Origin of the sequence: Stagnihabitans tardus (assembly GCF_009925085.1) — a bacterium.
GTDB lineage: Bacteria > Pseudomonadota > Alphaproteobacteria > Rhodobacterales > Rhodobacteraceae > Stagnihabitans > Stagnihabitans tardus.
This window is the reverse complement of record NZ_JAABNR010000007.1, coordinates 151,621-165,299: the sequence shown is the minus strand read 5'-3', so window position 1 is coordinate 165,299 and position 13,679 is coordinate 151,621. Positions and strand designations below refer to the sequence as shown.

Genomic DNA, 13,679 nt, shown 5'->3' with positions numbered 1-13,679 from the left:
CCGTTTACTCTTCCGGCGCCTGCGGCGGGCGCAGCTCGCTGACGAAGCGGTCGAAGTCGTCCGCCGCCTGGAAGTTCTTGTAAACGCTGGCGAAGCGCACATAGGCCACCGTGTCGATCCGCGCCAGGCTCTCCATGACGATCTCACCGATCTGCTTGGAGGGGATATCGGTATCGCCCAGGGACTCCAGCCGCCGCACGATGCCGCTGATCATCTGGTCGATGCGTTCGGGCTCGATCGGGCGTTTCTGCATGGCGATGCGGATGGACCGCTCCAGCTTGGTCCGGTCGAAATCCTCGCGCTTGCCGGAGGATTTGATCACCACCAGGTCGCGCAGTTGCACGCGTTCATAGGTGGTGAAGCGGCCCCCGCAGGCCTGGCAGAAGCGCCTCCGCCGGATCGAGACGTGATCCTCGGCCGGACGGGAGTCCTTCACTTGCGTGTCGATATTGCCGCAGAACGGGCAGCGCATGGCCTTCCCCTTATATGTAACCTGCCTCAAGTCGCGGGGTTCGCCCCCGTCGTTGCCGCCAATCATAGGGGCAAGCCACGGCCCTGGGGAAGACTGCGGCGCGTGCCTACTAAATATAGTGGGGGACTGTGGCGGCCAAGACTCACAAGCGCGCCGCGCTCAGACGGCGACCAAGAGCTTGACGCCGCGCCGTTCGAAGGCTTGGGCGTCGGTGTCGGAGATTCCGTCGTCGGTGATGAAGGTCTGGATGACCTCCAGGGCGCCGAGCCGCGTGAAGCTGGATTTGTTGATCTTGGAGCTGTCGGCCACCAGGATCACATGGGCAGCGGCCTTGATCATCGCCTCTTTCAGCTGAAGGTCCGCGAAAGAGGGATAGGTGAGCCCGGCATCCAAAGCCACGCCAGCGGTGGCCAGGAAAAGCTTGCCCGCGAAGATGTTGCGGAAATATTCGACCGCCTTGTCACCGGACAGCGACAGGGTCGGCGCCTTGAACTGGCCGCCCGGCATATGGACGGCAAAGCCCGGCACGGCGCCCAAGGTCAGCGCGATGTTCAGCGCATTGGTGATCACGGTCAGGTCGCGCTTGGTCGTCAGCCTTGTCCCGATCTCGGTCGTGGTCGACCCTGCGTCCAGGATCAAGGTCTCGCCATCGGCGACCAGCGAAGCCGCCAAAGCCCCGATCTTGCGCTTTTTCTCCATGTTCTCTTGATGTTGCAGGGCCATGGCATGGACCTGCGCGGGCACCGAGTTCAAAAAGGCCCCGCCGTGTTCGCGGGTGATATGGCCTTCCGCCTCCAGCCGCTCCAGGTCCTGGCGGATCGTCGCCTCGGACACTTGAAAGGCCTGGGCGAGGTCGCGCACCCGCGCCGCGCCCTCTTCCTGGATCCAATCCAGGATGCGCCGCCGCCGGGGCTCGGAGAGGAGGCCCACGAAGGATGTCTCGCCACGTTCCATCGCCATCATGCCCTCCTTTCGTTGCCTTCTGTCTAGGGCGATTGGCCTGCGCCGTCCAGCCTTACCGCCCGGCTTGCGCCTCTTGCGCCAGCGCCACCCGCGCCTGAAGACGGCTTTGCGCCTGGTCGACCACCACGGCGGCGATGATGACCACGCCCTTGATCACGGTCTGCCAAAAGGCCGAGACGCCCATCATGATCAGCCCATCCGACAGGATGCCGATGACGAAGGCGCCGATCAGCGTGCCGCCCACCCTGCCCCGCCCGCCCGACATCGAGGTCCCGCCCAGGACCGCCGCGGCGATGGCGTTCATCTCGAAGCTCTCCCCGGTCGCGGGGTGAGAGGCCTGAAGCTGGCTCGCGATGATCAGCCCGACGATCGAGGCGCAAAGGCCCGAAAAGACATAGACCGCCATCTTGACCCGGTTGACCCTGACGCCCGAGAGCGCCGCCCCCCGCTCATTGCCGCCCACCGCATAGATATAGCGCCCCAGCGTCGTGCGGCGCGAGGCATAGGCCGCCAGAGCCGCCACCACGGCCAGCGCCCAGATCGGAAAGGGCACCCCCAGGATCGCGCCCGAGCCGATCCAGGCGAAGCTCTGCGAGCCATAGTCCACATTGCCGGAAAGGTTCGGAAAGGTTCGCCCCTCCGAGGACAAAAGCGCCGCTCCCCTTGCGATATACATGGTGCCGAGCGTGGCGATGAAGGGCGCGACGCCCGCCCGGGTGATCAGCCAGCCATTGACCGCGCCGATGAAGATGCCCACGAGGCAGGTAAGCCCCGCGATCTCCAGTGTGTTGAACTGGATCGACCAACCCAAATCCATCAGGCCGAAGCCGGGGTCGATGCCGTAAAGCACCAGCCCCCCCGCCACCATGGCCGAAAGCCCCACGGTCGAGCCCACCGAGAGGTCGATCCCCCCGGTGATGATGACGAAGGTCATGCCGATGGCGAGGAATGCGTTCAGCGCGACGTGTTTGGTGATGATGACCATGTTCTCGGGCGTCAGGAAATTCGGCGCCTGCACCGCGAAAAAGCCGAAGACCAGGATCAGCGCGACGAAGGTCCTTGCGCGCAAGAGGGTCAGAAGGGCGGTCTGGCCGCCATTGGGGCGGGTCATGGCGAGGCTCATGATATCTCCGGATGTTTGGGGCTGGCTGCGGCGATGATCCGGGCTGCCGGGGCGGTGCCGGGGAACTCCCCGGCGATGCGGCCCTCGGTCATCACCAGGATGCGGTCCGACAGCGCCATGACCTCGTCGAGGTCGGAGGTGACGAAAAGGATGGCGAGGCCCTGGGCGGCGAGGTCGCGCATGGTGCGGAAGACCTCGGCCTTGGCGCCGATGTCGATCCCGCGCGAGGGTTCGTCCATCAACAGCACCTTGGGCCCGGTCATCAGGGCCTTGCCGATGACGACCTTTTGCTGGTTGCCGCCCGACAGGGAGGAGACGGGGTTCTCGGGGCTCGCCACCTTGACGGTCAGGCGCTTGATGAAGTCGGCCGCCTTTGCGGCCTCGGCCCGCAGGCTGAGGTGAAAGCCGCGCGCGAAGCTTTTCAGGGCGGAGAGCGTCAGGTTCTCGCGGATGGCCATGATCTGGACGAGGCCGTCGCGCTTGCGGTCCTCGGGGATCAGGGCGACGCCCTTGGCGATGCGGGTGGCGACATCGCCGGTCAGGGGCTGGCCCTCGATGAAGAAGCGGCCCGTGTGGGGGTGCTGGGCCATGATGCACTCGACAAGCTCTGTCCGCCCTGCCCCCATCAGCCCGTAAAGCCCCAGGATCTCGCCCTTTTTCAGGCTGAAGGAGACCCCGTCCACCGCAAAGCCGCCCGCCCGCGCCATGCGGATGGATTCGGCGCGAAAGACCTCCGGGCCAAAGGCGGCCTTGGAGGTGCGGGGGAATTCGCGGGTCTTGTCGCCGATCATGGCGCGCACGATCCAGGGGATATCCACCCCCTCCATGCCCCGCGCCCCGGTGATCTCTCCGTCGCGCAGGACGGTGATGTAATCGCCCACCCGGATCAGCTCGTCCAGCCTATGCGAGATATAGACGATGCCCACCCCTTGCGCCTTCAGGTCGTCGATGAGGCGGAAGAGCACCTCGACCTCGGCGCCCGACAGGGCCGAGGTCGGCTCGTCCAGGATGAGGATCCTGGCGTCCTGGGCGAGCGCCTTGGCGATCTCGACGATCTGCTGCTGGCCGACCTTGAGGTTTTCCAAGGGCGTCTCGGGGTCGATCTTTTGCTCGAGCCGCGCCATCAGGGCACGGGTGGCGGCAATCTGGGCGCCCGCGTCGATGTCGAGACCAAGCCGCCTCGGTTCGCGGCCGATGAAGATATTCTCGGCGACCGTCAGGTTGGGAAAGAGGTTCAGCTCCTGGAAGACGATGCCGATGCCCGCCTTGACCGCGTCCTCTTTCGAGCGGAAGACGACGGGCTTTCCGCCCATCTCGATCCGGCCCTCGGTGAGGCTTTCGACCCCCGCGATGACCTTCATCAGCGTGGATTTCCCGGCGCCGTTTTCGCCGACCAGGACATTGACCGCGCCCATATGCAAGTCGAAATCGACGCCCTTCAAGGCGCGGGTGCCGGGATAGACCTTGACCCCGCCGCGGATGGAAAGACCGATCATTGGACCTCCGCCTTCAGGGGGACGACCAGCACCGGGTCCTTGGGCTTTTGCACCTGGAAGACGCCCTCGAAGGCCAGGGTCTTGCCCACCAGAACCTCGGGCAGGGTCAGAGCCCCCACCGCGCGGTCGTTCAAGGCCCGGCCGAGCGCCGCAAACTGGATCTGGTCGCGGAAGGCGGTGAAGTCATAAAACGGCGCGATGTCGCGCAACGCCGTGCCTTTGACCACGGGCCCCAGCTGCAGCGTCAGATCCGCCACCCCATCGCCCGTCACGTCCAGGTTCACCTTGCCCGCCCGCGACTTGCGGTCCTCGGACACCACGACCCCCGCGCCCTTGATGGCCAAGGTCCAGGAGCCCCCCTCGCCCGCGCCCTTCTTGGCCCCCGTGGCGCCCAGGTCCCCCAGCGGCAAGACGCCCTTGGCCTCGACCGCCTGTTCCGAGACCAGGGGCACCAGCTTGGAGCCGAAGCTCTCCTCCACGATGCCCGCGATCAAGGCCACATCCGGGTCGATGCCCGTGGCCTTTTCCGTCTTGACGATCTTGCAGCCGCCAAGCGCCAAAAGGGCCAGCCCGCAGGCCAGGCCCCGTGACAGATGTTTCATGCTTGCCCCCCCTTGGGTCCGGCCCAGGGTCTCCCCCGGGCCGTGCCGTTGTCACTTCAGCGCGAAGGTTTCCAGCTGCGCGGCGTTTTCGGCCGTGATCAGGACGCAATCCATCAGCTGCTTTTCCTCGACCCCGGTGGAGCCGGTTTTCAGGAACTTGTCGGCCTGTTCGACCGCCATCTGCGCCTGGGCATAGGCCGGTTGCAGGACCGTGCCCTTGATGCCGCCCTTCAGGATCGAATCCCGCACGTCGTTGGACCCGTCAAAGCCCATGACCACGACATCGGTCCGCCCCGCAGCCTCCAAAGCCGCCCAGGCGCCCATGGCCATCGTGTCATTGCCCGCGATCACGCCCTTGATGCCCGGATTGGCCTGCAGCATCGATTCCATGACCGCGTAGCCTTCGGTCTGCGACCAGTTGGCGGTCTGTTGCGCCACCATCTTCATGTCCGGATACTGGTCGATCACATCGTGATAGCCCTTGGACCGGATGCCCGCATTGGTGTCGCTTTCCTTGCCGGTCAGCTCGGCATATTCGCCCGTCTCGCCCATCAGGCGCACGAACTCCTCGGCACCCAACTGAGCGCCCTGGTAGTTGTTCGACACGATCTGGGAGACCGCCACGCCCGAAGCCGTGATCTCGCGGTCGATCAGGAAAGAGGGGATGCCCGCATCCTTGGCCTTCTGCACCGCCGCCACCGAGGCATCGGCGCCGGCGTTGTCGAGGATGATGGCCTTGACCCCCGCCGCGATGGCGCTGTCGATCAGTTCGTTTTGCTTGTTGGCGTCGTCGTCATGGACCAGGACCATGACCTCGTAGCCCAGTTCCTTGGCCTTGGCGGCAGCGCCATCGGCCTCGGCCTTGAAGAAGGGATTGTCCGGGCTCGGCGTGATGATGGCGATGGTATCGGCGGCCTGGGCAAAGGACGGCAGGGCCAAGGCCCCCGCCATGACAGTCAGAAGAAGCCGGCGCTTCAGGTTCATTCGCATATCCTCCCTAGCGATTGACAGCGAATCGTTTCGTTCGCCGTCATTTTTGCTATCACTTACTTTCGGATTTCGTCAAATGATTCCGATTTGACGGAAGGCTGCGAAAAGCGCTTGCCCAGGGCCGCCAAGAAGAAAAGATTAAGAAAGACAGGGTAAGACCCCGGGGGAAGCGCCGCGCAAGATGGCTTGCAATGCGGCAGATGGATGCCTACAATCGCAGCCAATCGAAAGCATACGAAAGCTTTCGTAAGGAGGAGGACCAGAATGACAGGTCGGATGTTCCGCCCGACGACCTTGGGCGTGGTGATCGGCAGCCGGGCTTTTTTCAGCCCCACGCCCTGCAAGGATGCGCGCATCCAGGTGCTGGCCCAGCTGGAGGGGCTGGGGATCAAATCGGTGATCCTGCCCTATGAGGCGACCGCCAATGGCGCGGTGCAAAGCCTCGCCGATGCCGAGCAATATGCCGCCCTCTTCCGCCGTCACGCCGACGAGATCGACGGCCTGGTCATCTGCCTGCCCAATTTCGGCGACGAGATCGCGGTGGTCGAACTGGTCAACCGCGCGAAGCTGAACGTGCCGATCCTCTTGCAGGCCTCGAACGACAGCCCGACGCGGGTGGATGTGAAATCCCGCCGCGATGCCTTTTGCGGCAAGATTTCGGTGTCGAACAACTTCTACCAATATGGCGTGCCCTTCACCGAGACGACCTCGCATACCTCCGATGTCTGGGGGGAGGAGTTCCGCGCCGATCTCGACCGCTTTGGCCGGATCTGCCGCACGGTCAAGGGCTTGCGCACCGCAAGGCTGGGCTCGATCGGGGCCAGGACCGGGGCTTTCCAGACCATGCGCTACAGCGAGAAGCTCCTCCAGGCCTCGGGGATGACGGTGGTGACGGTCGACCTCTCCGAGATGATGGGGGCGGCGGGGGCGATCCGCGACGACGAGCCCGCACTTCTGGCCAAGATGGCGCGGATCCGGGCCTATGGCGCGATTCCCGCCCATATCACCGAAAAACAGATTGCGACCCAGGCCAAGTGGACACTCGCCGTCAACCGCTGGATCGAGGAGAACGGCTGCGACGCCTCGGCCATCCAGTGCTGGCGGAGCCTGCAGGACAATTTCGGCTGCGCCACCTGCGTCACCATGTCGATGCTGGGCGAAGAGCTTTCGCCCTCGGCCTGCGAGGTCGACATCATGGGCGCGGTCTCGATGTATGCCCTGGCGCTCGCCTCGGGCGCGCCGCCTGCGCTTCTCGATTGGAACAACAACTACGCCTATGAAAAGGACCTCTGCGTCGCCACCCATTGCGGCAACTTCCCCAAGTCCTTCATCGGCGACACGCCCGAGATTGGCGAGCTCGATGTTCTGGGCGAAACCATCGGGCGGTCGAAATGCTTCGGCGCGGTCAAGGGCAAGGTGAAGCCCGGCGAGATGACCTATTTCCGCCTGTCCTCGGATGATTCCAAGGGCACGCTGAAATGCTACCTCGGCGAGGGAGAGTTCACCGACCACCCCTTCCCCATGGATGGCGGCATTGCCACAACGCGGGTCGCTGGCCTGCGCAAGCTGATGAAGTTCGTGACGCAAAACGGCTTCGAGCACCATGTCGCCATGGTGCGCGGCCAGCATGCCCAGGTCGTCGAAGAGGCGGTGATCCGCTATCTCGGCTGGCCGATCTATCACCATGGCGGCGAGCCGGAACCCCAGCTTTTCCGCCTTTGATCCCGGAACCGGGGGGCCAAAGGCCCCCCCGGCGCAACGTCGCCAAAGGAAGTCATGATGCAAAACGACCCCATCCCGCTGATCCGGGCGCGCGCGCTCTGGATGCGGCGCACCGCCTTCACCATGGTCCACCGCGCCCAACTGGGCCATCCGGGCGGCGATTTCTCGGCCACCGACATCCTGGCGACGCTGTACTTCGGCGTGATGCGCCATGATCCCGCGCGGCCAGCTTGGGAGGATCGCGACCGTTTCATCATGTCCAAGGGCCATGCGACGGGGGCGATCTATACCGCGCTGTGTGCGGCGGGCTACTTCCCCGAGGATTGGCTGCCCAGCTATATGCAAAACGGCAGCCCGCTGAACGGCCACCCCAACCGCAACTATGTCCCGGGGGTCGAGACCAACACCGGGCCCCTGGGTCACGGCTTCCCCGTGGCTTTGGGGATCGCCATTGCGGGCCAGATCACGGGCCGCGACTACCGCACCTATGTCCTGACCGGCGATGGCGAGCAGCAAGAGGGCTCCAACTGGGAGGCCGCGATGGTGGCGGGCCACCGGCGGCTGGCCAACCTGACGCTGATCATCGACCGCAACCGGCTTCAGCAGGGCGCGGGGACGGAGGAGACCTCGGGGCTGGACCCCTTGGACAAGAAGTATGAGGCCTTTGGGTTTGAGGTCCAGATGGTCGATGGCCATGACGTCTCGGCGCTTCTGGGCGCGCTGACCGCGAAGGGGGACCGCCCCCGCTGCATCATCGCCAATACGGTCAAGGGCAAGGGCGTCTCCTTCATGGAGAATGTCGCGAAATGGCACCATGGCGTGCCGAATGACGCGGAATTTGCGCAAGCCATGGCGGAGTTGGTCTGATGTCGCATGCTGTTGAAAAAGCGGGCCTTTACGACTGCCGCGATGCCTGGGTGAAGACGCTTTGCGACCTCGCGGCCCAAGACCCCCGCATCTGCGCCGTGGTGAATGACTCGGTGGGGTCGTCAAAACTCGGCGCTTTCCAGAAGGCCTATCCCGAAAGGCTGATCAATGTCGGCATCGCCGAACAGGTCATGGTCGGCGTCGGCGCGGGCCTGGCAAACGGAGGCCAGGTCCCCTTCGTCTCGGCGGCCTCGTGTTTCCTGACGGGGCGCGCGCTGGAGCAGGTCAAGGCCGATGTCTCTTACGCGGGGTTCAACGTCAAGCTGGTGGGCCAAAGCTCCGGCGTGGCCTATGCCGAGCTTGGGCCGACCCACCATTCCATCGAGGACTTCGCTTGGCTCCGGCCCTTGAAGAACATCACCCTCATCGTCCCCGCCGATCCTTGGGAGGTCGAACAGGCCATCCGCTGGGCCGCCGCCCATGAGGGGCCCGTCTATATCCGCCTCTCCCGCATGCCGGTTCCCGCGCTGGAGATCCCTGGCCGCGTCTTCACCCCCGGCCGCGCGACCCTCGCCCGGCAGGGCAGCGACGTCACGCTCATCGCCTGCGGCACGGTGGTTCACCTGGCCATGACGGCGGCGGAGGAGCTTGCCTCCGAGGGCCTCTCGGCAAGGGTCCTGAACATGCACACGATCAACCCGCTTGATGAGGCGGCGCTGCACGAAGCCTCGAAAACCGGGGCCATCGTCACCGTCGAAGAGGCGCATCTGCGCGGTGGTCTTGGCGGTGCGGTGGCGGAGTTCACCGCCTCTCACAAACCCGTCCCGGTCGAGCGCCTGGGCTTCGACGGCTTCCAACCCACGGGCGACCTGGCGCATCTGTTCGCGCGTTCCGGCCTGACGGTCGCGGGCATCAAGGCGGCGGCCCGCCGTGCGGTGGCGCGGAAATGACCCGCATCCTCGCCATCGACCAGGGCACGACCAACACCAAGGCCATCCTGGTGGATGAGACGGGGGCGATCCTCGCCCGCGCCTCCGCCCCCCTGACGACCGAATACCCGCATCCCGGTTGGGCCGAGCAATCGGCCCAAGCCATCTGGGCCTCGGTGCAAAAGGTCATCGCCGACCTCGCCCCCCATGGCCGCCCAGATGGCATCGCCATCGCCAACCAGCGCGAGACCCTGGTGGTCTGGGACCGCAAGACCGGCACCCCCCTCTGCCCCGCGCCCATCTGGCAATGCCGCCGCACGGCCGAGGCCTCGGCATGGCTGATCGCCGATGGCCATGACGCAAAGGTCATCGCGGCCACCGGCCTTGGCATCAACCCGCTCTTCCCCGCCGGAAAACTCGCCTGGGTGCTGGAGAACATCCCCGAGGCGAAGCCCCTCCTCTCCCAGGGCCGCCTTTGCGCGGGGACGGTCGACGCCTGGCTCCTCTTCAACCTGACCGGAGCCTTTGCGACCGACCATTCCAACGCCTCGCGCACGCAGCTTTTCGACACGCGCAGCCTGACCTTCTCCGACGACCTCGCCGCCCTCTTCGGCGCCTCCACTGCCTGCCTGCCCGAGCCCCGCCCCTCGGACAGCCGCTTTGGCCAGACGCCCGAGGGGATCCCCGTGCTGGCCATGATGGGCGACAGCCATGCAGCACTTTACGGCCATGGGGTCCGGGCGCCGGGGACCGTGAAGGCGACCTATGGCACGGGGTCTTCGCTGATGACCCTGACGCCAGGGCGTGTGGCCTCCTCCCATGGGCTTTCCGGCACCATTGCCTGGACGGGTCGGCACGGCACCGCCCATGCCTTGGAGGGCAATATCACCGTCTCGGCCCAGGCGGTCTCCTTCATGGGCGGCATCCTGGGCCTGGGCTCGGCGGCCGAAGTCTCCACCCTGGCCGAGACCGTGCCCGATACCGGCGGCGTGGTCTTTGTCCCGGCGCTTGCGGGGCTTGGCGCGCCGCATTGGGATGATCAGGCGCGGGGCACCATCACGGGGATGACCCATGGCACGACCCGCGCCCACTTGGCCCGCGCGGCGATCGAGGCCGTGGCCCATCAGATCGCCGATGTCTTCGCCGCGATGGAGGCCGATGGCGGCAGGCTCGAAGGCCTCCGTGCCGATGGCGGCGCCTCGGGGAATGGGTTCCTCATGCAAAGGCAGGCCGATTTCCTCGCCCGCCCCGTCACGCAAAGCGCGGTGGAGGAGGTGGGTGCCCTGGGCGCCGCCGCCATGGCCTTTACCCATTTTGGCGTGACGCTCCCCCTGGGCGGAGAGGGCCAGACCTTCTCCCCCGCGCGAGACCCAGGCCCGGACCGCGCGCTTTGGGCAGGCGCCCTGCGCAAGGCCCGCGCCTAGAAGCTCCAGCGGTGGCGGCGGGTGAGGGTCTCCTTCACCGCCGCGACCTCTTCGGCCTGCCGCTCCGGGGACCAGAACCTGACCCCGCCCGCAACGCGCGCGAGGTCTGCCAGCATGGCCTCGGTCACCCGGCCCGTGATGGCCAGGGGCGTGCGGCGCAGGACGATATCCTCCAGCCGCAGGACGCGTTCATGCGCCGTGATCCAGGCGATCTCTGCATCGGTGAAGTCCGGCGCATCGACGATCCCCCGCGCGCCCCTGGCCTCGGCCTCGGCCACCTGGGCGCCGGTCGCGCCATAGCGCGCCAAAAGCTCCAGCGCCCGCTCCCGCGCCACGGGCTGGGCCGCGGCCCAAGCCCCCGCATCCGCCGGAAAGTCCCGCCCGCCTCCAATCGCCATGGCCCGCGTCGAGATCCGCCGGTTCATCCCCAGCCGCTTCAGGACCAGGTCCGCCACCTCCTCGGCAAAGCCGCGGAAGGTCGTCCATTTGCCGCCCACGAGCGAGATCACCGGAAAGGCGCGGTCGCCTTGCGGTTCGGCCACCGGCGCGGAATGATCGCGCGAGATCAGCCCGGCCTGGGTGCCCTCGGAATAGGGCAAGGGGCGCAGGCCGGAATAGGCATGGACCACGCGGCCCGGGCCGAGGTCCGGGAAAAGGCTGGCCACGGCGCCCAGGAGGTAATCGGCCTCGGCATCCGAGACCGTCAGCGCATCGGGGTCATCGGCGCGGATATCGGTCGAGCCCAACATGACCCGGCCAAGATGTTCATAAACCAGGCAAATCCGTCCGTCATCGGCCTCGAAATAGACCATGCGGCCCGCCAGCGCCTTGACCAGAGCGGGATGATCCAACAGAAGATGCGCCCCCTTGGTGCCGCCAATGAGCCGCCCCTCGATGCCAAGCGCGCGGTTCACCTGGTCGATCCAGGGCCCGGCCGCATTGACCATCAGGCAAGAGGCCACATCCTGGTTCGTCTCCTCGTTCCAGACCCGCAGGCCCGGCCCCTCGCGCCGGAAACTGGCATGGGACAGCGCCCGCGAGGTCGGATTGGCGCGCAAACCGTCGGCGACCAGCTCCCAGACCAGCCGCTCGGGCATGGCGATGCGGGCGTCATAGTAGAGCCCCGCCGCCTTGATGCGCGGGGTCAGGGGCAGCTCGCGCAGGGCCCGGGCGCGGCTCCACATCTGGTGGCGCGGCATGATGCGCTCGCGCGCGCCGTAAAAGTCATAGAGCCAGAGGCCAATCTTCATCAGCACGGCGCCCCTTTGGCGCGGCGCCGTGGTGGACCCCATCAGCGTGCGCAGGGCGGCCCCTATCCCCTTGAGCCAGCTGAAGATCGGGATGACGGTGGGCAGGGGCAGCACCGCATGGGGGGCGTTCTTCAGAAGCAGGTTCCGCTCCAGCGTCGATTGGGCGACGAGGCGGAATTCGCCGGTCTCGAGGTATTTGATCCCGCCATGGATCAGCCTTGAGGGCGCCGCAGAGGTCCCCGAACCCCAGTCCCCCTTGTCCAGGATCAGGCATTTCACCCCCTGCTCGCAGAGGTCGCGGAAAAGCCCCGCGCCGTTGACGCCCGCCCCGATGATGATGACGTCGAAATGGTCAGACATCCTCGGCCTCCAATCGCGGCCAGAGGGGCGCCAGGGCCTGCACGAGGTCCGCGTGCAGGCGATAGCGACGGGTCAGGTCCTGCTCCGGGCGGTAGGTCTTGCCGCCCAGGTCGCGCGGGTCGTCGAAAGGCGTGGGCCAGAGGCCAGCCCCCGCCCCCGCGCAAAGGGCGGCCCCCCAGGCGGCGGCCTCCTCGGTCTCGGTCACCGTCACGGGGAGCCCCAGGGCATCGGCGAAGAGCTGGGCGATCCTGGGGTTGCGGGAAATCCCCCCGGTCAGGCGGATCTCGCGCGAGGGAAAGGCCTCTTGCAGCGCCTCGACATGAAGCCGGTGGTTGAAGGCGATGCCCTCCAGCACGGCACGCAACATGTCGCCCCGGTCGTGCCAGCCGTGGAGCCCGAAGAACCCGGCCGAGGCCCGGCCGCCATGGGGCGAGCCGAAGAGATAGGGGTGGAAGAAGGCGGAGGACGGCCGGGCAAGGGCCGCCGCGATTTCGGGGGCGAGCGTGGCATGGATATCGGGGCCGCGCAGGGTGAAATGGTCGAGGAACCAGTCGTAATTGGCCGCCGAGGCCGGGGAGATCGCCATGGGATGCCATTCTCCGGGCCGGATCGCGTTGCGGCAGAACCAGCGGGCATCGGTGCGCGGGGTGGAGGTGACCGTCTCGTTGATCGAATAGGTGCCCGCGACGACGGCAATCACGCCCTGGGCATGGCCGCCGATCCCCAGGGCGCTGGCCGTCACGTCATGCAGCCCCGCCACGACCGGGGTGCCGGGCAAAAGCCCCGTCATCCGCGCGGCCTGAGGCGTGACATCGCCCACCACCGCCTCGCAGGGGGCGATCTCGGGCAAGTCCAGGTCCAGGCCGAAAAGCCTTTGGATATCGGGGTTATAGCCCTGGGTCTTCACATCGGTGAAAGAGGTCGAGGCCTCGGTCCGGTCGGTGCCGATCCGGCCCGTCAGGCAAAAAGTCAGCCAGTCCTTGCAGGTCAGGACATGGCCCGTCGCCGCGAGCCGCTCCGGCTGGTGGCGCGCCATCCAGGCCAGAAGCGCCGAGGGGGCGGAGGCATGGGGCTTTTGACCGGTCAGATGCAGCGCGGCTTCCGACGTCCCATCCGCCTCCCATCCCTCGACCACCTCCACCGCGCGGCTGTCCAGCGAGAGGATCCCCGGGCCATTGGGCCGCCCCGCGCGGTCCAAAAGATAGACCCCGTCGCCATGCGCCGTGGCTGCGACCGCAGCCACCTCCGAGGCCGGGTGGCCAGAGGCCGCCAAGGACTCGGAGATTACCCCCGCACAGGCCTGCCAAAGCTGGTCCATGTCGCGTTCGACATGCCGCGCCTGGGGTTTCAACTGCTGCGAGGGGCGCCGCGCCGTGGCCAGCACCCGACCGCGCTCGTCGAAGACCACCGCCTTGGTGACGGTCAATCCGCAGTCGATACCGATGATCAGGGGCATTCTGGCTTCCGTGGCATTTTCGGGT

At 66.5% G+C, this 13,679-nt stretch carries 12 protein-coding genes; 4 read left to right on the top strand and 8 right to left on the bottom strand.

Annotated features, from left to right (window positions below):
* Positions 1–4 precede the first annotated feature (4 nt).
* The 6 genes from nrdR to GV832_RS09365 all read right to left on the bottom strand — a co-directional run bounded on the left by nrdR (position 5) and on the right by GV832_RS09365 (position 5,640).
* A complete protein-coding gene (nrdR, locus tag GV832_RS09390; protein ID WP_168774593.1) occupies positions 5–472 on the bottom strand; it encodes a transcriptional regulator NrdR in 468 nt (155 codons plus the stop codon).
* A 159-nt stretch (positions 473–631) separates the two neighbouring features.
* Positions 632–1,435, bottom strand: a complete 804-nt coding sequence (locus tag GV832_RS09385) for a DeoR/GlpR family DNA-binding transcription regulator (protein WP_227754328.1) — start codon at positions 1,433–1,435, stop codon at positions 632–634.
* A gap of 52 nt (positions 1,436–1,487) precedes the next feature.
* On the bottom strand, positions 1,488–2,558 hold the full coding sequence (locus tag GV832_RS09380; protein ID WP_168774592.1) for an ABC transporter permease: 1,071 nt from the start codon (positions 2,556–2,558) through the stop codon (positions 1,488–1,490).
* Complete coding sequence (locus GV832_RS09375) at positions 2,555–4,054, bottom strand: sugar ABC transporter ATP-binding protein (protein ID WP_168774591.1); 1,500 nt, start codon at positions 4,052–4,054, stop codon at positions 2,555–2,557. The genes GV832_RS09380 and GV832_RS09375 overlap by 4 nt, the downstream gene beginning before the upstream one ends.
* On the bottom strand, positions 4,051–4,656 hold the full coding sequence (locus GV832_RS09370) for a DUF2291 family protein (protein ID WP_168774590.1): 606 nt from the start codon (positions 4,654–4,656) through the stop codon (positions 4,051–4,053). Before GV832_RS09370 ends, GV832_RS09375 begins: the two co-directional genes overlap by 4 nt.
* Positions 4,657–4,707: 51 nt before the next feature.
* On the bottom strand, positions 4,708–5,640 hold the full coding sequence (locus tag GV832_RS09365; RefSeq protein ID WP_168774589.1) for a D-ribose ABC transporter substrate-binding protein: 933 nt from the start codon (positions 5,638–5,640) through the stop codon (positions 4,708–4,710).
* 270 nt (positions 5,641–5,910) lie between these two features.
* Between GV832_RS09365 and GV832_RS09360 the strand changes: the two genes are divergently transcribed.
* The 4 genes from GV832_RS09360 to GV832_RS09345 are packed head-to-tail and all read left to right on the top strand — an operon-like array spanning position 5,911 to position 10,588.
* Positions 5,911–7,368, top strand: a complete 1,458-nt coding sequence (locus GV832_RS09360) for an L-fucose/L-arabinose isomerase family protein (RefSeq protein ID WP_168774588.1) — start codon at positions 5,911–5,913, stop codon at positions 7,366–7,368.
* A gap of 54 nt (positions 7,369–7,422) precedes the next feature.
* On the top strand, positions 7,423–8,235 hold the full coding sequence (locus tag GV832_RS09355; protein ID WP_227754327.1) for a transketolase: 813 nt from the start codon (positions 7,423–7,425) through the stop codon (positions 8,233–8,235).
* The gene (locus tag GV832_RS09350) at positions 8,235–9,185 is read left to right on the top strand and encodes a transketolase family protein (protein WP_168774587.1); all 951 of its coding nucleotides are present in this window, start codon (positions 8,235–8,237) and stop codon (positions 9,183–9,185) included. Before GV832_RS09355 ends, GV832_RS09350 begins: the two co-directional genes overlap by 1 nt.
* Entirely contained in the window at positions 9,182–10,588 is a 1,407-nt protein-coding gene (locus tag GV832_RS09345) for an FGGY-family carbohydrate kinase (protein WP_168774586.1), read from the top strand. Before GV832_RS09350 ends, GV832_RS09345 begins: the two co-directional genes overlap by 4 nt.
* On the opposite strand, the gene GV832_RS09340 is transcribed toward GV832_RS09345, so the two are convergent.
* Positions 10,585–12,198, bottom strand: coding sequence for a glycerol-3-phosphate dehydrogenase/oxidase (locus tag GV832_RS09340; protein ID WP_168774585.1), 1,614 nt, complete (start codon positions 12,196–12,198; stop codon positions 10,585–10,587). The two genes, GV832_RS09345 and GV832_RS09340, sit on opposite strands and share 4 nt — an antisense overlap.
* Entirely contained in the window at positions 12,191–13,654 is a 1,464-nt protein-coding gene (locus GV832_RS09335) for an FGGY-family carbohydrate kinase (protein ID WP_168774584.1), read from the bottom strand. Before GV832_RS09335 ends, GV832_RS09340 begins: the two co-directional genes overlap by 8 nt.
* Positions 13,655–13,679: the final 25 nt, after the last annotated feature.